The organism is Pseudomonas thivervalensis, from assembly GCF_001269655.1.
In the GTDB taxonomy this organism is placed as follows: Bacteria; Pseudomonadota; Gammaproteobacteria; order Pseudomonadales; family Pseudomonadaceae; genus Aquipseudomonas; species Aquipseudomonas thivervalensis.
The window spans coordinates 230,109-249,465 of record NZ_LHVE01000020.1; the positions used below are offsets into that span (position 1 = coordinate 230,109).

Consider the following 19,357-nt stretch of genomic DNA (forward strand, 5'->3'; position numbering starts at 1 on the left):
GGGATACGAGCCCGGCGCAGCCTGGTTCGCGGGAGGAGCCCAAGAACTCTGGATTGGCACGGGGGGCGGTTTGGATTCTGCATTCCGCAAAGTGGATATCGATAACATTCGGGTGAAACGGGTAACAAGCAAGTCTGAATAGTAGAATGAAAAAATCGCCCCGGCTGATTTTGACGGTCTAGCTGTATTCAACGGGAGCGAGCTTGCTCGCGATAGCAGCCCGATAGTCAGTATTGTTGTGACCTGACTCTCCGCCATCGCGAGCAAGCTCGCTCCCACAGTCGAACTCAAGTGCTGACCAGCCCCGCTGCAACCACCAACTCTTCCAACGCCAACAGATCCGGCACTTTCGCCACATGTTCCCCCACTTGCACCGCCGCCTGTTCCAGCCCGCACAGCGGCACGTCGACGTAGCTCAACTGGGTGTCGAGCTTGCAGGAGCGGGGGATGCCTTGCACCAGCAGCGCAATGAAGCGCAACTCCGGCCGCCCGCCCAAGGCGTTGAGCACGACGATGCGCACGCGCTCGCCCATCACGGTTTTCTGCCCGCAGGCCGATTCGAAGCTCAGCAGCGGGATTTGCCGTTCGCGCCAGCTCACCCAGCCCAGGAACCACGGCGGGGTGTCCAGATCGAAGGCGCTGCTTTGGTAGTCGATCAGTTCGGCCACCGCCACGTTGGGCAGGATCAAATGCCGATCGGCCAGGGGCAGCAATAACCCGGTGAGGTGGCTGGTGCGATGTTCATGCATGGGTTTTGCTCCAGTAGGCGATGCTGTCGAGCAGCACCGATTCCTGGTACGGCTTGCCCAGGTAGTCGTTGACGCCGATGGCCATGGCGCGGTCGCGGTGTTTCTGGCCGGTGCGGGAGGTGATCATGATGATCGGCAGGTGCGCCAGGCGTGGGTCGTTGCGCACTTGGCTGGCCACTTCGAAACCATCCATGCGCGGCATCTCGATGTCCAGCAGCATCAGGTCGGGCGCGTGTTCGGCCAGTAGCGCCATGGCATCCACGCCGTCCTTGGCGGTCAGGACGTGCATGCCATGGCGCTCCAGCAGGCGGCTGGTGACCTTGCGCACCGTCACCGAGTCATCCACCACCAGCACCAGCAGTGGCCGTTGCGGTTCGCCCTCGCCTTCCGCCGGCACCTGGCGGCGCGGAACCTGGTGGGGCAAGGCGCGGATCGGCGCCAACAGGTCGAGGATCAGCACCACCCGGCCATCTCCCAGGATCGTCGCTCCGGACAGGCCCTGCACCGCCGAGAATTGCGGCCCCAGGCTCTTGACCACGATCTCCCGGGTCCCGGCAATGGCGTCCACCTGCACGGCGACGTGCCGCTCGTTGCACTGCACCAGCAGCACTGGCAGGGGTTGGCTCTGGCCCAGCAGTTTCGGGCGGGCGCCGGTTTTCAGCAGCTCGCCCAGGTAGCACAGCTCATAGCGCTGCCCGGCGTAGGTGTAGGTCGGCGGATCGAGCTGGTAATAGCCATCCAGCTCGGCGGGCAACACCCGGACCATGCTTTCGATGGCGTTCAACGGGATCGCGTACTGGTCGTCGTGACAATGCACCATCAACGCCCGGTTCACCGCCACGGTAAACGGCAGGCGAATGCGGAAATGCACGCCCTGCCCCGGCGTGGAATCAATCGTCATGCTGCCGCCCAGTTGCCGTACTTCTTCGTGGACCACGTCCATGCCGACGCCGCGCCCGGAGATCTGAGTGATTTTTTCCGCCGTGGAAAATCCCGGTTGCAGGATGAACTGCAGCACGTCGCGGTCGCTGATGTCACTGTCCGACGCCAGCAGGCCACGTTTGATCGCCTTGTTCCGCACCGCCTCTAGCGGCACACCGGCGCCGTCGTCGCGGATGTCGAAAATGATGTCGCCGCCCTCCCGGGACAGGTCGAGGCTGATGCGCCCTCGTGCCGGCTTGCCGGCGGCGATGCGCACGTCGGCCGGCTCCAGGCCGTGGTCGACGGCGTTGCGCAGCATGTGTTCCAGCGGCGCGGCCATGCGTTCCAGGACGTTACGGTCCATCTCGCCGTCGGCATTGCCGACCATGAATTCCACGTCTTTGCCCAACTCTTGCGCCACTTGCCGGACGATGCGCTTGAGCCGCGGCAACATGCGCTCGAACGGCACCATGCGCGTGCGCATCAGGCCTTCCTGGAGTTCGGTGTTGATCCGCCCCTGCTGTTGCAACAGGACTTCGGCGTCGTGGTTGCTGCGATCCAGGGTTTCCTTGAGTTCGAGCAGGTCCGAGGCGGACTCGAACAGCGCCCGGGACAGTTGCTGCAACTGGGAATGGCGGTCCATTTCCAGTGGGTCGAACTCTTCGTAGCCCAAGTGCTCGGCTTCTACCTGCTGGCGGCTGAGAATCCGCCCCTGGGTCTCGGTGTCCAGGCGCCGCAACTGGTCGCGCATGCGCTCGATGGTGGTTTCCATTTCGCTCAGGGCCACATGTGCGTCGTTGACCTGCTGTTCGATGCGTCCACGGAAGATCGAGGTTTCGCCCGCGAGGTTCACCAGGTCGTCGAGCAGTTCGGCGGAAACCTTGACCATGTCCGCACCGTCGCCTGCCGCGTTGGGGTCCGGTCTGGCCGGCGCCGCGGGCGGGCTCACGGAGGCGGTGGGGGACGGTTCCGGTGTTGGGCCAGCCTGCGGTGTAGTTGTCTCCTGGGGATGATTCACTGCCTGGATCTGCGCGATCAGCCGGTCGGCCAGCGGGCACGGATGGCCGGCGCGCACCGCGTCGAGCATCTGCGCCAGTCGGTCATGGCTGCTTTGCAGCAAGGTGAACAGGGTCGGGGTCGGTTGGAGCAGGCCCGCCGACAGGCCTTCGTAGAGGTTTTCCAGTTCGTGGGCCAGGTCGCCGATGGGGACGATTTCCACCATCCGCGCACCGCCCTTGAGGGTGTGCAAATCCCGCAGAAGGGTTTCCACGGCCTGGCGGTTTGACGGTTCTTCCTGCCAGCGCAACAGCGCCGCGCCTGAGCTGTCGAGGATATCGAAGCCTTCTTCGAGGAAGATTTCCAGCAATTCAGGATCATGACCGGTGCCGTCGGCCTGGGCCGCTGCGCTGGTCTCGATGGCGTTCGGCTTGTCCTGGCGGAACCGTCGGATGGCGTCGATCAGCGCAACGGGATCGCCCAACGGCTGGCCCTGTTGCAACTGCCCGAGCAACAGGTCGAGGCGTTCGTGACTGCTGTCGAGCAACTGCGCCAGCTCCTCGCTGTAGCTGTAGCGCCGGTCCACCAGCCCTTCGTAGAGGTTTTCCAGCTCCTGGGCCAGGTCGCTCACTGGCCGGATGTCGGCCATCCGCGCGCCGCCCTTGAGGGTGTGCAAATCACGTTGCAGCGAGGACAACGGCGCGCCGTTGTCCGGATCGGCCAACCAGCGTTGCAAGGCCTGGGCGGCACTTTCGAGGATGTCCTGGGCCTCTTCGAGGAAAATCGACGCGAGGTCATCTTCCACCGAGGTCTCGGCGGGCGCGTCGCGTTCCATTTCCGCTGTGGCATGGCCCAGCTCGCGGATGCTCAAGGTGCGGCTGCCGTCGCTGCGGATCAGGCCGGTGGCCGACGGGTCGAGGCTCTCCTGGAGCAGACGACGCAGGGCCTCGACCCGCTCGGGTTGCGGGCGCACATGCTGCCCGGCCGCCAGTTGATCGAGCATGTCGATCAGCGCTTCATGGGCGTGCTGCGCTTGCCGGAAAAATTCATCGCTGACCGCCAGGCTGCTTTCTTCCACCGCGCCATAGAGGTCCAGCAAGGCTTCGCAGAGTTCGTCCACCGGGTGCAGGTCGGCCAGGTGCGCGCCTTCGCCGAGGGTGGTCAGTTCGTCCAGCAGCGCACTCAATTCCTGGCCTTCGCCGGGGTGCTGCTGCCAGCGCTGCAAGAGGCTTTCGGCGTCCAGCAGGATGTCCATGCCCTGGGCGAGGAAGTTGTTGATCAGTTGTGGATCGCGCTTGGTCCTTAGTGCTTTGTCCGGCGCACTGTTGGCGGCGTGCAGACGCTCGGCCAGCAGGGCCTGGGCGCGCGGGATCAAATCCCCGGCGCCGGGGATCGGCGTCAGCGGCTCGCTGTGCAACCGGCGCAGGCCGAGGCGCAGCAGTCCCTCCGCCTCCAGCAGCAATTCCACCTCATCCAGGTCGAGGGCGATCAGGTGCGCCCGGTATTCCCGGGCCAGCTCATCCATCGCACCGGCCAGCTCGGCGATGGGCTGCACGCCGGCCATGGACGCGCTGCCCTTGAGGGTGTGCAAGGCCCGTTGCAACTCATCGCTGGCCTGCAATGGCAGGTGGTCGGCCGCCTGGTCGAGAAAACGGTTGAGGCTGGCGAGGTGGCCCTGGGCTTCGTTGTCGAAGATTTTCAACAACAGCGGATCGAGGGCGGCTACGTCCTGCTCGTCGTCATCGTCTTCATCGCCGCCCTTGGCCAGGACATGGGCACGGGCGGCCAAGCGATCGACATCGTCGCGCTGGCGCTGCCGATTGGCGGCGAAGTCGGCCACCAGATCCGGCAACAACTGCAGCGTGTCTTCGATCAACTGGCGCACCGATGTTCCTGGCTCAATGCTGTGCTCCAGTACCCGGTTGAGCAGGTTTTCCATGGCCCAGGCCAGCTCGCCCAACACCAGCGCCCGGACCATCCGGCCGCTGCCTTTCAAGGTATGGAACGCCCGGCGCAGTTCGCCCAGGGCAACAGCGTCGTCGGGGTGCGCACTCCAGCGCGGCAGATATTCACGCAGGACGTCCAGTACCTCGGCGGTTTCTTCGAGGAAGACCTCGCGTAACTCGTCGTCCACCGGGCTTTCGTCCAGTGGCGGCGGCAACAGGCTGCCCGGGGTGCTCCTGGCCGGCGGGTTGACCGCCGAGACCGGACTGGCAAGCACCTCGGCCAAGGACTGCACCGTCTGCGGGTCATCCAGCTCCTGCAAGTCCTGCATGACCTGGGCTTCGTTGGGGCTCAGCACATCGTCGAGTACCGGCACCCGTGCTTCGTCAGGGTAATAGCCGAGCGCGGCCAGACTCCGCTCGACCCCATCGAGCAACGGCTCGCCAGGGGTTTCCGAGTCTTCGCTCAAGCGCTCCAGGTAGTATTCGAGGCCGGTGATCACGTCGGCCAGGTGATCGAGTTCTTCCCAACCCGGCTGGGCCTGCTCCAGCAGCAGGTGGTCGCGGATGAATGCGTTGCAGGCCTCGACCAGGCTGGCGGCACGGCTCAGGGGGATCATCGCCAGCGCGCCGCGCACCTGGGTCAGCAGCGCCGGCAAGGGTTGCAGTTGTTCGCTGTTCCAGTCCGCGTCGATGTAGTCGACGATCATGTCCTTGGCCTGTTGCAGGCAGGTGTGGGCTTCCTTGATGACGATCTGGTGGATCTGGGTCAGGTCGGTGGTGGGCAGGTGGGTGTCTTCGCGGCTCTCGGGCTCGACGGTGCCGACCATGCCGGCCAGGGTCGCCTCGACGTAGAGCAAGGCCCCGGCGACGTCCATGAGGGTCGCGTCATCCGGCTCGCGCTGGCCCTGGGCGAGGCTCAGGACCACCGCCAGTTGATCGATGATGACCTTGCGCGGCTGGCCGAAACCCAGCACCGCCAGGGTGTCGGCGATCTGCCGCAGCGGCGCCAGCAGGCTGTCCAGCTCCGAGGCGTGCTGGCGATCGCTGCGCACGAACAGGTCCAGGCGTTCCTTGACCCGTACCAACTCCTCGCACAGCGCGGCGAGCACCGAGCGCATGGCGTCGCGGTCGGGCCCGGCCAGGCGCGCGCGTTCTTCGTCGACCATGGCGCTGTCGGGCAGCGCGTCGTCCAGTGAGTAGCGTTCTTTCATGATCTGCATCTGCCCGCTGGGATGTTCGGCCTTGGCAATATAGAACAACAAGCTCTTGAGCAGGTGGGGCGGTGCCAGCTGATTGATGCCGGGCATGCCTTGGTCCAGCAGGCGCTTGAGTTCCTTGTCGGCTTCCTTGAACAGGCTGCGCAGCGCCGGGCTGTTGGCGATGCGCCCGTCACGCATGCCTTCGACCAGTGCCGAGGCCACCTGCCATAACGCATTGAGCGGCGCCCCGGCGCACAAGGTTTCCAGGCGCTGGAAGACCTTGGCCAGGTAACCGAGGTGGGTCGCGTCATCCTGTTCGCGCAACAGGCCCACCAGGGCCATTTGCAGGGTCTGGCGCCATTTGCGCAAGGTGTTTGGCAGGTCGGCGGGCTCGAGGCGCTGCAAGGCCTCGTCGTCAAGCGGCGCAATATCGGGCAACTCGGGGCTGAACAGGCTGGTTTCCGACAACAGGCTCTCGCCCCGGGCACTGCGCAGGTCGTTGATCAAGGGCAGCACCACCAGCGGCAGGTCGCGGCGGGCACCTTGTACGCGGTCCAGGTAGATCGGCAGCTGCCCCAGGGCCTGGCTCAACAGGCTGATGGCTTCGTCGCGATGGGTGACGCGGTTGTCCTGCAGGGCGGCGCACAGCTGCTCCATCTCCTCGGCCAGCAGCGCCGCACCGTAGAACTCGACCATCTGCAGGCCGCCATGGACCTGGTGAATGCAGGCCAGGCATTGCCCGAGGGCATCCGACGCCTGCGGATCGTCCAGCAGGCGGTTGAGGGCCAGATGAGCCTGCTTCAGCGTTTCGGCAATCTCGCCCTTGACCCATTCCAGGGCCACGTAGTCGTGCCGATCACCCATAACCACTCCAAATCAAAGTCATATGCAGCAGGAGCACATCAGCCTTTGTGGCGAGGGAGCTTGCTCCCGCTTGAGCGCGCAGCGCTCATAAAAACCTGGGGCCGCTGCGCAGCCCAGCGGGAGCAAGCTCCCTCGCCACAAAAGCGCCCTTGCCACAGGTGCATCCCCTGCCAGCAGGTCCATCACCCCTTGTCCTCTTCAACCACAGGCGTCGCCGGCAAGGTAAACCCCGACACCGAGCGGCGCAGCTGGCTGGCCATCTTCGCCAGGTTGCCGATGCTTTCGGCGGTGGCGGTGGAGCCCGACGAAGTCTGCGTGGTGATCTGCTGGATCACGTTCATGGTCAAGGATATCTGCCCCGCCGAGGTGGTTTGCTGCTGCGCCGCGTTGGAGATGCTCTGGATCAAAGCCGCCAGGGTCTTGGACACGCCTTCGATCTCTTCCAGAGCGACGCCGGCATCCTGGGCCAGGCGCGCGCCGCGCACCACTTCGGTGGTGGTCTGCTCCATGGAAATCACCGCTTCGTTGGTGTCGGCCTGGATCGCCCGCACCAGGGTCTCGATTTGCCGGGTCGCCGCCGAAGAGCGCTCGGCCAGGCGCTGCACTTCATCGGCCACCACCGCGAACCCGCGCCCGGCATCACCGGCCATGGACGCCTGGATGGCGGCGTTGAGGGCGAGGATGTTGGTCTGGTCGGCGATGTCGTCGATCAGGCTGACAATGTCGCCGATTTCCTGGGACGACTCACCCAGGCGCTTGATGCGCTTGGCGGTGTCCTGGATCTGCTCGCGAATATTGTCCATGCCATGAATGGTGTTGTGCACCACCTCGTTGCCCTTGTTGGCGATCTCCACCGAGCGCTCGGCCACCGCCGACGATTCGGCGGCGTTGGCCGATACCTGGTCGATGGACTGGGCCATTTCATTAATTGAAGTCGAAGCTTCGGAAATTTGCTGGGCCTGGTGCTCGGACGCCTGGGCCAGGTGCATTGCGGTGGCCTGGGTTTCCTGCACCGCAGCGGCGACCTGGCCGGCGGTGAGATTGATGGTCGCCACCAGGTCGCGCAGTTGGTCAACCGAGTAGTTGATGGAATCGGCGATGGTGCCGGTGAAGTCCTCGGTGACCGAGGCGGTGACGGTCAGGTCGCCGTCGGCCAGGTCTTCGATTTCATCCAGCAGCCGCATGATCGCGTTCTGGTTGCGCTCGTTCTTTTCCGCGGTTTCGTGCAACTGGCGGTTGGTCTCGCGGACCATCACCAGCCCGATCAGGATGATCGACATCAGCGCCATCAGGCCCAGCACATAGCCGCCAATGGTATTGACGGAGCGCCCGCCGGCCAGGTTTTCGAAGGCCGTGGCCAGGTGCGAAGCCTCGTCGAGCAGGGTCTGCGACAGGTTGAAGATGTTGCCGGCCGATTCGCGGACCTTGAATAGCTCCGGGGAAGTCTCGAGGATTTCATCCACCGAACCCGAGACGAACTCGAACAGCTCGCTGATTTCGCTCAGCCGTGCCCGGGCATCGCGGTCCTGGACCTGGGAGATCTTCAAGGTCGGGTCACCTTGCAACATGCCATTGAGTACCTGGCCAAAACGCGCCGCGTCGCGACCGAAGGTGTCGGCGGCCTGGCTGGCGTTTTCGTCCCCCGCCAGCACGGTATTCACCGCGCCGAGGATCCGTTCGGCCAGCAGCGATTGGCGCTGGGCCATGGCCACCTGGGTGGCCGGGGCGCCGCGTTGCAGCAGGATCTCGACGACTTTTTCATACTCGACCTGCAACTGCGGCACGGTTTCAGCCAGGGTCGCCGCCACCTGGTGCAGCGACAGCACGGTCTGCTCGCTGGAGAGGATGGCGTCGGTGTTCTTGAGCAGGCGTTCCCAATCCAGCTGCACGGCGCGCATCTGCGGGCGCAGGGTGGCGGGCGCAGGCGGCAGGCCGGTCACCGGATCGCCCTGCTTCAGATAACCCCAGCGCTGGGCGAAGTCATTGCGCGCATCGCTGAGCAGCTTGAACGCCGCGGGCTTGCCGGCGGCGGCCTCGGTGGCATTCTTGGCAATGCGCTGGGACAGCACCCGCAGCTCACCGGCGTGGCCGATGTACTGCTTGTCGTAGGTGGATTGGGTGTTGAGGTAAGCGAAGTTGGCGAACAGCAGCATGATGAAGACGATCAGCGCGACGAACAGCACGATGATCTGCGAACGACTGCGCGACGCTTCCAGTGGCTTGCCTGTTTTTGCTTTGATCATCGATTTTCGCCTGTACTGCCCAATCTATCCACAATCCCAAGCCCGACTGGATTCCCCGTAGGAGCTGCCGAAGGCTGCGATCTTTTGATCTTAGGGCCTATGTCAAAGCCAGCTGTCTGTTGGAAAGATCAAAAGATCGCAGCCTTCGGCAGCTCCTACCCTGAATTGTGCTGTACCTAAATCGCCACATCCATGAACCCTGGCGACCGCGCCAGGGAAAACGGGCTGAACACTTGCCACTCGCGCTCGCCGCCAAACCGGCCCTTGACGAAGGCCGCTTCCGGGCCGTCGAGGTCGTCCACCAGGGTCGGTTCCAGGCTGTCCTGGGCAAAGTGCTGGAGCCCGAGGACCTCGTCCACCAGCAACCCGGCGAACACCTCATCGTGGTCCACCACCAGCACACGGCGCTGCTTGCGCACAGGCGACAGCTCATGGCCGAAGAACCCGCACAAGTCCATCAACGGCAACAATCGCCCGCGCAGGTTAGCCACTCCACGCACCCACGGCTTGACCCCGGGCAAATGCGTGTGACGTGGTTCGTGCAGCACTTCGCTGACTTCGCCCATCGGCGCCACGTACCAGTGCTCGCCCAGGCGAAAGCCGATGCCACTCCAACCGGCGCGATGGGTTGGCTGGGAGGGCAGGTCCGCCCCCAGCAACCGGCAGCGCCGGTCGATCTGCAGCAGCAGTTCGAATGCGGTCAGGGATTGGCTCATGGCCGCGCCGTCAACCCGCCAGCACTTTGTTCAGGGTCGCGATCAGGGTTTCTTCGTCCACCGGTTTGGTCAGGTAGTCCTTCGCCCCTTGGCGCGTGCCCCAGACCTTGTCGGTGTCCTGGTCCTTGGTGGTGATGATGATCACGGGGATGTGGCCGGTGTCCGGGTCCTTGGTCAGCTGGCGCGTGGCCTGGAAACCGTTGAGGCCGGGCATGACGATGTCCATCAGCACCGCATCGGGTTTTTCCTGGCGGGCCAGGGCCACGCCATCGGCGCCATTCTCGGCCTTCAGGACCTGATGGCCGTGCTTTTCCAGCATGCCGGTCAGTTTGTACATTTCAGTCGGCGAATCATCGACGATCAGAACTCGTGCCATGGTGTTCCCCATTTCTTGTCGACCCCAGGCCCGTTGGCCGAGTGTCATTAATGTGCCTGGTGCGGCTGGACAGCGGCAAAGCCCGGGACATGGGCCTGTATCGCCCCCAGCAGTTCTTCCTTGCTGAACGGCTTGGTCAAAAACTGATCGGAACCGACGATGCGCCCCTTGGCCTTGTCGAACAACCCATCCCGGGACGACAGCATGATCACCGGCGTGGCCTTGAACGCGCTGTTGTTCTTGATCAGGGCACAGGTCTGGTAGCCATCGAGGCGCGGCATCATGATGTCGACAAAAATGATGCCCGGATGATGGTCGGCGATCTTGGCCAGAGCATCGAAACCGTCGATGGCCGTGATCACCTCGCAGCCCACGTTGCGCAGCAAGGTTTCGGCGGTGCGGCGGATGGTCTTCGAGTCGTCGATGACCATGACCTTCAAGGCGTTGGGTTGCTGCTGCGTGAGATGCTCTGCCATTGCCACTGCGAACCGGTTTTTAACGCGTAAGTGTGATCGACAGCGCAAACCCTTGATGTTCAAGGCCCGCACGTCACATGGCAGCCTTTTTAGCACAGTCTCCATCGCCGATCTATCGGCCGCTCGGCACGGTGGTTTTTCCTTGACCGCCAATCTTCCGGGCGCCACTCTGACGCCACTTTTTCACGCCATTATGTGCCCATCATATTTCGAGGAACCAAGCCATGAGCGTACGCGTCGGCATTGTCATGGACCCTATCGCCAGCATTTCCTATAAAAAGGATAGCTCGCTGGCCATGCTGCTGGCCGCTCAGAAGCGCGGCTGGGAACTGTTCTACATGGAGCAGCGCGACCTCTACCAGGCCGAAGGCCAGGCACGGGCGCGGATGAAACCACTGAAAGTCTTCGCCAACCCGGAAAAATGGTTCGAGCTGGGCGATGAAAGCGATGCGCTGCTCAGCGACCTGGACGTGATCCTGATGCGCAAGGATCCGCCATTCGACATGGAGTTCGTGTACTCCACCTACCTGCTGGAACAGGCTGAAAACGCCGGTGTGCTGGTGGTCAACAAGCCCCAGAGCCTGCGCGACTGCAACGAAAAACTGTTCGCCACGCTGTTCCCGCAGTGCACGCCGCCGACCATCGTCAGCCGTCGCCCGGACGTGTTGCGTGAATTTGCCGACCATCACGGCGACGTGATCCTCAAGCCCCTGGACGGCATGGGCGGCTCGTCGATCTTCCGCCACACCGCCGGCCACCCGAACCTGTCGGTGATCCTGGAAACCCTGACCTTGCATGGCAAGCAGCAGATCATGATCCAGGGCTACCTGCCGGCCATCGTCGACGGCGACAAGCGCATCCTGATGATCGACGGCGAACCGGTGGACTATTGCCTGGCGCGTATCCCGGCGGCCGGTGAAACCCGCGGCAACCTGGCGGCCGGTGGCCGTGGCGAGGCGCGGCCGTTGACCGAGAAGGACCGCTGGATCGCCGCCCAGGTCGGCCCGACCCTGCGCGAAAAAGGCCTGCTGTTCGTGGGCCTGGACGTGATCGGCGAGCACCTGACGGAAATCAACGTCACCAGCCCGACCTGCATTCGCGAGATCGACAACGCCTTTGGCACGGACATCGGCGGCATGCTGATGGATGCCATCGATCAGAAGCTCAAGGCTCGTTGATCCAGATCTGCTGAAGGAAACCCACATTGCGTTATCATGCCCGGCCTGAAAAAAACGCGATGTTGGTTTCCTTGTCATGACACTCCCGTCCGATCTGCCCCAAGAGCTCGCCCATCGTGGCGTGCGCCCGGCCGATCGCCTCGGTTTTACCCTGTTCCTGGCGGCGTTGATCCACCTGGCCCTGCTGCTGGGCGTCGGGTTTGCCACGGTCGAGCCCAAGCAGATCAGCCAGACCCTGGAAATTACCCTGGCCACCTTCAAGAGCGAGACCAAGCCCAAGAAGGCCGACTTCCTTGCCCAGGAAAACCAGCAAGGCAGCGGCACCCTGGAAAAAAAAGCGACCCCCAAGACCACCGAGATCGCGCCTTTCCAGGACAACACGGTGCAGAAAGTCACCCCGCCGCCAGCGGCCAAACCCGAAGTGCAGGAGACGGCACCCAAGGCGGCCGTGACCACTGTCGCGCCGAAGCCGAAAAAAGCCCCGGTCAAGGAAGAGGTCAAGCCTGACCCCAAGCCCCAGGCCCCCGTGCCCACCTTCGACAGTTCACAGCTGTCCAGCGACATCGCCAGCCTGGAAGCCGAACTGGCCCAGGAGCAACAGCTCTACGCCAAGCGCCCGCGCATCCACCGTCTGAGCGCTGCCTCGACCATGCGCGACAAGGGCGCCTGGTACAAGGACGAGTGGCGCAAGAAGGTCGAGCGCATCGGCAACCTCAACTACCCCGACGAAGCGCGGCGCAAGCAGATCTACGGCAACCTGCGGCTAATGGTCTCGATCAATCGGGACGGCTCGTTGTATGAAGTGCTGGTGCTCGAATCCTCCGGCCAGCCGCTGCTGGACCAGGCGGCCCAGCGGATCGTGCGCCTGGCCGCACCGTTCGCCCCGTTTACCGGGGACCTGTCGGACATCGACCGACTGGAAATCATCCGCACCTGGAAGTTTGCCCGCGGCGACCGGCTTTCCAGTAACTGAGCCACCGCCAAGCCCCTTGTGGGAGCGAGCTTGCTCGCGATAGCAATGGATCATTCAACATGGATGGCGACTGCCAGTCCGCCATCGCGAGCAAGCTCGCTCCCACAGGGATTGGTGACAGTCTCAGGCATTTCCTGGCTTGTCAGTTCGGCCCTGCGCCGCCACACTAGCGCCTATGAAAAACGTCAGCCCCACCTACCTCAAGCATCACTTCCTGATCGCCATGCCGCACATGGCCGATCCGAACTTTGCCCATACCTTGACCTACATCGTCGAGCACACGGCCAATGGGGCCATGGGGCTGGTGATCAATCGCCCGCAGGAGCTGAACCTGGCGGACATTCTTGAGCAACTGCGGCCCGAGATCGAACCGCCACTCTTGTGCCAGCACGTGCCGATTTTCATCGGTGGCCCGGTACAGACCGACCGCGGTTTCGTGCTCCATCCGTCGGGCCCTAAATACCAAGCCACCGTGGACTTGGACGGCCTGTCGCTGTCCACCTCCCAGGACGTGCTGTTCGCCATCGCCGACGGCGTCGGCCCGGAGAAAAGCTTGATCGCCCTCGGTTATGCCGGCTGGGAACCCGGGCAACTGGAAGCCGAGCTGGCCGACAACGCGTGGCTGACCTGCCCGTTCGACGCCGACATCCTGTTCAACACCAGCAGCGAACTGCGCCTGGAAGCGGCGGCCAGCCGATTGGGGGTCAACCTCAGCCTGCTCACCAGCCAGGCAGGACACGCCTGATGGCCCTGCGCTTGCTGCTGGGTTTCGATTACGGCACCAAACAGATCGGCGTAGCGGTCGGCCAGGTCATTACCGGCCAGGCCCGCGAGCTGTGCACCTTGAAGGCGCAGAATGGCGTTCCAGACTGGAACCAGGTCGAAGCGCTGATCAAGGAATGGAAACCCGATGCCGTGGTGGTCGGCCTGCCGCTGAACATGGACGGCACGCCCAGCGACATGTGCCTGCGCGCCGAAAAGTTCGCCCGCCGGCTCAATGGCCGCTACAACCTGCCTTTCTATACCCATGACGAGCGCCTGACCACTTTCGAGGCCAAGGGCGAGCGCCTGGTGCGCGGCGGGCAGAAAGGCAGTTACCGCGACAACCCGGTGGACGCCATCGCCGCCGCCCTGCTGTTGCAAGGCTGGCTCGACGCCAACGCCGCCCTGTTCGAAACCTGATTTTTTTGAAAGCGCCGCCAAGGCGCTTTCTCTTAGCGATAGACCGTGCCATTCACCACCGGCCCGGGAACCTGAAGGAGCCAGCATGAGCCTGCCCAATCCTGCCGAACTGATCAGCCAGATGGCGATTCGTCTCACGGCACACCTGGAACAACGCGGCATCAGCGAACCGCGCTACATCGGCATTCGCACCGGTGGCGTCTGGGTCGCCCAGGCCTTGCTCGAAGCACTGGGCAGCCAATCGCCGCTGGGCACCCTGGACGTGTCCTTCTACCGCGACGACTTCAGCCAGAACGGCCTGCACCCGCAAGTACGCCCCTCGGCGCTACCGTTCGAAATCGAAGGCCAGCACCTGGTGCTGATTGACGATGTGCTGATGAGCGGCCGGACCATCCGCGCCGCCATGAACGAACTGTTCGACTACGGTCGCCCGGCCAGCGTGACGCTGGTGTGCCTGCTGGACCTGGACGCCGCCGAGCTGCCGATCCGGCCGAACGTGGTCGGCGCGACGCTGACGCTGGCCGCCCACGAGCGGGTCAAGCTCTCCGGGCCGTCGCCGCTGCAACTCGAACTGCAAGACCTTGCCCTTTAACTGCCCTTGTAAGAGTCCATCGCGATGACGCCTCTCGAAACCAAGCGCCCGCTGCAGCTCAACGATCAAGGCCAGCTGCGGCACTTCCTGTCCCTCGACGGCCTGCGCCGCGAGCTGCTGACGGAAATCCTCGACACCGCCGACTCGTTCCTCGAGGTCGGCGCCCGGGCGGTGAAGAAAGTCCCGTTGCTGCGCGGCAAGACCGTGTGCAACGTGTTCTTCGAAAACTCCACCCGTACCCGCACCACCTTCGAACTGGCGGCCCAGCGCCTGTCAGCGGACGTGATCACCCTCAACGTGTCCACGTCCTCGGCGAGCAAGGGTGAAACCCTGCTCGACACCCTGCGCAACCTCGAAGCCATGGCCGCCGACATGTTCGTCGTGCGCCACGGCGACTCCGGCGCAGCGCACTTCATTGCCGAACACGTGTGCCCGCAAGTGGCGATCATCAACGGCGGCGACGGCCGTCACGCGCACCCGACCCAGGGCATGCTCGACATGCTGACCATCCGTCGGCACAAGGGCAGCTTCGAGAACCTGTCGGTGGCCATCGTCGGCGACATCCTGCACTCGCGGGTGGCCCGCTCGAACATGCTGGCCCTCAAGACCCTCGGCTGCCCGGATATCCGCGTGATCGCGCCGAAAACCCTGCTGCCCATCGGCGTCGAGCAATACGGCGTGAAGGTCTACACCGACATGACCGAAGGCCTCAAGGACGTGGACGTGGTGATCATGCTGCGCCTGCAACGCGAGCGCATGACCGGCGGCCTGCTGCCCAGCGAAGGCGAGTTCTACCGCCTGTTCGGCCTGACCACGGCGCGCCTGGCCGGGGCCAAGCCGGACGCCATCGTCATGCACCCGGGGCCGATCAACCGCGGGGTGGAGATCGAGTCGGCGGTGGCCGACGGGCCACACTCGGTGATTCTCAACCAGGTGACCTACGGCATCGCCATCCGCATGGCCGTGCTGTCCATGGCCATGAGCGGGCAAACCGCCCAGCGCCAATTCGACCAGGAGAACGCCCAGTGAAGCTCAGCATTCTCGGCGCACGCGTGATCGATCCAGCCAGTGGCCTGGATCAAGTGACTGACATTCATATCGATGCCTGCAAGATCGTCGCCCTTGGCGCGGCGCCGACGGGTTTCGTCGCGGCCGAAATCCTCGACGCCCAAGGCCTGGTGGCCGCTCCCGGCCTGGTGGACCTGAATGTCGCCCTGCGCGAACCGGGCTACAGCCGCAAAGGCAGCATCATCACTGAAACCCGCGCCGCCGCCGCCGGCGGCGTGACCAGCCTATGCTGCCCGCCGCAGACCAAACCGGTGCTGGACACTTCGGCCGTGGCCGAACTGATCCTCGACCGCGCCCGGGAGGCCGGCAACACCAAGGTTTTCCCGATTGGCGCACTGAGCAAAGGCCTGGAAGGCGAACAGCTGGCCGAGCTCATCGCCCTGCGTGACGCCGGCTGCGTGGCGTTCGGCAACGGCCTGAACAGTTTCCGCAACACCCGTACCCTGTGTCGCGCCCTGGAATACGCGGCGACTTTCGGCCTGACGGTGATCTTCAATTCCCAGGACCATGACCTGGCCGAAGGCGGCCTGGCCCATGAAGGCCCGACCGCCAGCTTCCTCGGCCTGCCGGGCATCCCGGAAACCGCCGAGACCGTGGCCCTGGCCCGAGACCTGCTGTTGGTGGAGCAAAGCGGCGTGCGCGCCCACTTCAGCCAACTGACCAGCGCCCGCGGCGCCGCATTGATCGCCCAGGCCCAGGCCCGCGGCTTGCCAGTGACCGCCGACGTGGCGCTGTACCAGTTGATCCTGACCGACGAAGCGCTGATCGACTTCAACAGCGTCTACCACGTCCAGCCGCCGCTGCGCACCCGCGCCGACCGCGATGGCCTGCGCGAGGCGGTGAAGTCTGGCGTGATCTCGGCCATCTCCAGCCATCACCAACCCCACGAGCGCGATGCCAAGCTGGCCCCGTTCGGCGCCACCGAGCCGGGCATCAGCAGCGTCGAATTGCTGCTACCGCTGGCCCTGACGCTGGTGGAAGACGGCTTGCTGGACTTGCCGACCTTGCTGGCCCGCCTGAGCGCCGGCCCAGCCCAGGCGCTGCAATTGCCGGCGGGGAAACTCGCGGTGGGCGCCGCGGCGGACCTGGTGCTGTTCGACCCTACCGCGTCGTCCGTGGCCGGTGAGGCCTGGCGCTCCAAGGGCGACAATTGCCCGTTCCTCGGCCACAGCCTGCCGGGGGTGGTGCGTTACACCCTGATGGATGGGCGGATCACTCACCAGGCCTGATACCGCGCCGCCTGCTTCGCGAGCAAGCCCGCTCCCACATTGGATTTGGGATGTTCACAAATAATGTGTTCACCGAAGCCCCTGTGGGAGCGGGCTTGCTCGCGAATGCAGGCAACTCGGTCTGACTGGTTTAATGAAAAGCCCCACGCTTCTGCGCATTCCGAATCGACACCTGATCGTTCAGCGTCCAGAAGTCATACAGCACCCCGAGGAAAAACACCCCGCCGGTCAGCAGGTAAATAATTCCGCTGAGCCATTTGCCTTGGTACATGCGGTGTACGCCCAGCACCCCGAGGAATGTCAGCAGAATCCACGCCACGCTGTACTCGATGGGCCCTGGGGTGAAACGCAGGTCCGCTTCGCGGTCCATCGCCGGGATCAGGAACAGGTCGATCAGCCAGCCAATGCCCAGCAGGCCGAAGGTGAAAAACCAGATCGTGCCCGTGACCGGTTTGCCGTAATAGAAACGGTGAGCGCCGGTAAAGCCGAAAATCCACAGCAGATACCCGATGACTTTGCTGTGGGTATCGCGGATTGCGTCCTGCTGATAGCTGTTCATGAATGCCTCTTTTGCCTCGATAGAAAAATTTATTCGGACTTTTTGTGACTTTTTTGTGTCTCGCCGACAAGCGGTCCTGAGCGACGCGAGTCGCGCAAACGCCCGTGACACGGGGGTTCTGTCGGACAATCAGGTCAATTTGCCGCAATTGTGCGGGGTTTACGCTGGGTTTCGAATCGACAAACGGCCTCGGAATGGCAAAAAAAGCTGTTATAAAGTTGCGCGCTAACCTTTAAGAGCCCTGCCTAATGCGTCCATTTTTCAAGACATGGCTAACCATCTGCCTATTATTGCCACTGGCCGCCCACGCCACCAATCGTGAGCAACGTCTTCCCAACGTCAACGGCTACACCCCGAAATCCCATGTTTCTGCTCCATCGAGCAAGAACAAGCAAGGCGTCCAACGTGTGAGCACCGCTCACAGCCGCCTCGTGCCACCCATGGCGACCAAGACCACCAGCAATGTCCTGAGCCGCGCCGTGAATGTCCTCGGCACACCTTACCGTTGGGGCGGCAGCAGCCCAAGTAAAGGTTTCGATTGCAGTGGTTTGGTGAAATACGCTTTCAACGACGCCACGTTCGACCTGCCGCGCACGTCCAATGCGATGGCTGCCGGTCACGGCGAGAAAGTCGAGCGCAAGGACCTCAAGCCCGGCGACCTGATCTTCTTCAAGCTCAAGAGCCGCCGGGTCAACCACGTGGCCATCTACCTGGGCAACGACCGTTTCATCCACGCCCCGCGCCGCGGCAAGTCGGTGACCATCGACACGCTGAACAAGCCGTATTGGAACACCCACTACGTGGTCGCCAAGCGGGTGCTGCCGAAAGAACCGGGTGCGCTGCGCGTGGTTCAGCGCTGATCCGAAGCGTACACGGCCTTTTGTGGCGAGGGAGCTTGCTCCCGCTGGGCTCTGTAGGAGCTGGCGAAGCCTGCGATCTTTTGATCTTGATCTGATCTTTCGCTCACGACTCAATGGGCAGGGGAAAGATCGCAGCCTCGTTGCACTCGACAGCTCCTACAGGGGCTGCATCACCTCCCTGCCTTCTAGAAGTTATCCGGCGTACGCGCCCGCTCCCGGGCATGTTCGCGGCTGATCAGCCCCTTGTTCACCAAGTCCTTCAAGCACATGTCCAGGGTCTGCATCCCCAGCGAGCCACCGGTCTGGATGGACGAGTACATCTGCGCCACCTTGTCTTCACGGATCAGGTTCCGGATGGCCGAGGTCCCCAGCATGATTTCATGCGCCGCAACCCGGCCGCCGCCGATCTTCTTGATCAGCGTCTGGGAAATCACCGCCTGCAACGATTCCGACAACATCGAGCGAACCATGGACTTCTCATCACCAGGGAACACGTCCACCACCCGGTCGATGGTCTTGGCCGCCGACGTGGTGTGCAGGGTGCCGAACACCAGGTGCCCGGTTTCGGCGGCGGTCAGCGCCAGGCGAATGGTTTCCAGGTCGCGCATCTCCCCCACCAGGATCACGTCCGGGTCCTCCCGCAGGGCTGAACGCAAGGCCGTGGAGAACCCCTGGGTGTCGCGGTGCACCTCGCGCTGGTTGATCAGGCATTTGCGCGGCTCGTGAACGAATTCGATGGGGTCTTCGATGGTGAGGATGTGATGGTGCTTGTGGCTGTTGAGGTGGTCGATCATGGCCGCCAGGGTGGTGGACTTGCCCGAGCCGGTCGGCCCGGTCACCAGCACCAGCCCACGCGGGGCCTCGGTGATTTTGCGAAACACCTCGCCCATCCCCAGGTCTTCCATGGTCAGGACTTTCGATGGAATGGTCCGGAACACCGCTCCCGCACCGCGATTCTGGTTGAAGGCGTTGACCCGGAAGCGCGCGACACCCGGCACATCGAAGGAAAAGTCGGTCTCCAGAAACTTTTCGTAATCTACCCGTTGCCGGTCGTTCATGATGTCGTAGATCAGCTCATGGACCTGCTTGTGGTCCAGTGCCGGCAGGTTGATCCGCCGTACATCGCCATCCACGCGGATCATCGGCGGCAGCCCAGCGGACAGGTGCAGGTCCGACGCCCCCTGTTTGGCGCTGAACGCCAGCAGTTCAGTGATATCCATAGCGCTCCTC

16 protein-coding genes are annotated in these 19,357 nt (G+C 63.6%); 8 read left to right on the forward strand and 8 right to left on the reverse strand.

All coding sequences use genetic code 11. From position 1 onward, the window contains the following. Positions 1–287 precede the first annotated feature (287 nt). From AD659_RS25995 to AD659_RS26020, 6 genes are all read right to left on the reverse strand, one after another. Entirely contained in the window at positions 288–749 is a 462-nt protein-coding gene (locus AD659_RS25995) for a chemotaxis protein CheW (RefSeq protein WP_053126200.1), read from the reverse strand. Then, the gene (locus AD659_RS26000) at positions 742–6,675 is read right to left on the reverse strand and encodes an Hpt domain-containing protein (protein WP_053126202.1); all 5,934 of its coding nucleotides are present in this window, start codon (positions 6,673–6,675) and stop codon (positions 742–744) included. Before AD659_RS26000 ends, AD659_RS25995 begins: the two co-directional genes overlap by 8 nt. Positions 6,676–6,857: 182 nt before the next feature. Then, positions 6,858–8,918, reverse strand: a complete 2,061-nt coding sequence (locus tag AD659_RS26005) for a methyl-accepting chemotaxis protein (RefSeq protein WP_053126204.1) — start codon at positions 8,916–8,918, stop codon at positions 6,858–6,860. Positions 8,919–9,094: 176 nt separating this feature from the next. Then, on the reverse strand, positions 9,095–9,634 hold the full coding sequence (locus AD659_RS26010) for a chemotaxis protein CheW (protein WP_053126207.1): 540 nt from the start codon (positions 9,632–9,634) through the stop codon (positions 9,095–9,097). A 10-nt stretch (positions 9,635–9,644) separates the two neighbouring features. Then, a complete protein-coding gene (gene pilH / locus AD659_RS26015; protein ID WP_003206465.1) occupies positions 9,645–10,010 on the reverse strand; it encodes a twitching motility response regulator PilH in 366 nt (121 codons plus the stop codon). Positions 10,011–10,057: 47 nt separating this feature from the next. Further along, positions 10,058–10,486 carry a response regulator gene (locus AD659_RS26020; protein WP_053126208.1) on the reverse strand — a complete coding sequence of 143 codons (429 nt, stop codon included), beginning with the start codon at positions 10,484–10,486 and terminating at the stop codon, positions 10,058–10,060. A gap of 224 nt (positions 10,487–10,710) precedes the next feature. Here AD659_RS26020 and gshB point away from each other — a divergent pair, with 224 nt between their 5' ends. From gshB to AD659_RS26055, 7 genes are all read left to right on the forward strand, one after another. After that, a complete protein-coding gene (gshB, locus tag AD659_RS26025) occupies positions 10,711–11,664 on the forward strand; it encodes a glutathione synthase (RefSeq protein ID WP_053126210.1) in 954 nt (317 codons plus the stop codon). 76 nt (positions 11,665–11,740) lie between these two features. Then, positions 11,741–12,637, forward strand: a complete 897-nt coding sequence (locus tag AD659_RS26030) for an energy transducer TonB (protein ID WP_053126212.1) — start codon at positions 11,741–11,743, stop codon at positions 12,635–12,637. Positions 12,638–12,812: 175 nt separating this feature from the next. Continuing rightward, positions 12,813–13,382, forward strand: coding sequence for a YqgE/AlgH family protein (locus tag AD659_RS26035; RefSeq protein ID WP_053126215.1), 570 nt, complete (start codon positions 12,813–12,815; stop codon positions 13,380–13,382). Next, positions 13,382–13,819: a Holliday junction resolvase RuvX gene (ruvX, locus tag AD659_RS26040; protein WP_003177497.1), complete on the forward strand. Its 438-nt coding sequence runs from the start codon at positions 13,382–13,384 to the stop codon at positions 13,817–13,819. The genes AD659_RS26035 and ruvX overlap by 1 nt, the downstream gene beginning before the upstream one ends. An 85-nt stretch (positions 13,820–13,904) precedes the next feature. Continuing rightward, positions 13,905–14,411 (forward strand): bifunctional pyr operon transcriptional regulator/uracil phosphoribosyltransferase PyrR, encoded by a 507-nt coding sequence (gene pyrR / locus AD659_RS26045; protein WP_053126217.1) that lies wholly within the window; start codon positions 13,905–13,907, stop codon positions 14,409–14,411. A gap of 24 nt (positions 14,412–14,435) precedes the next feature. Next, complete coding sequence (locus tag AD659_RS26050; protein ID WP_003177495.1) at positions 14,436–15,440, forward strand: aspartate carbamoyltransferase catalytic subunit; 1,005 nt, start codon at positions 14,436–14,438, stop codon at positions 15,438–15,440. Next, on the forward strand, positions 15,437–16,708 hold the full coding sequence (locus AD659_RS26055) for a dihydroorotase (RefSeq protein ID WP_053126219.1): 1,272 nt from the start codon (positions 15,437–15,439) through the stop codon (positions 16,706–16,708). Before AD659_RS26050 ends, AD659_RS26055 begins: the two co-directional genes overlap by 4 nt. A 130-nt stretch (positions 16,709–16,838) precedes the next feature. On the opposite strand, the gene AD659_RS26060 is transcribed toward AD659_RS26055, so the two are convergent. Beyond that, positions 16,839–17,267 carry an NINE protein gene (locus AD659_RS26060; protein WP_053126221.1) on the reverse strand — a complete coding sequence of 143 codons (429 nt, stop codon included), beginning with the start codon at positions 17,265–17,267 and terminating at the stop codon, positions 16,839–16,841. Positions 17,268–17,515: 248 nt separating this feature from the next. On the opposite strand from AD659_RS26060, the gene AD659_RS26065 reads away from it, so the two are divergent. Then, positions 17,516–18,127, forward strand: coding sequence for a C40 family peptidase (locus AD659_RS26065; protein WP_053126223.1), 612 nt, complete (start codon positions 17,516–17,518; stop codon positions 18,125–18,127). Between the two features lie 185 nt (positions 18,128–18,312). On the opposite strand, the gene AD659_RS26070 is transcribed toward AD659_RS26065, so the two are convergent. Continuing rightward, complete coding sequence (locus AD659_RS26070; RefSeq protein ID WP_053126225.1) at positions 18,313–19,347, reverse strand: type IV pilus twitching motility protein PilT; 1,035 nt, start codon at positions 19,345–19,347, stop codon at positions 18,313–18,315. Positions 19,348–19,357 lie beyond the last annotated feature (10 nt).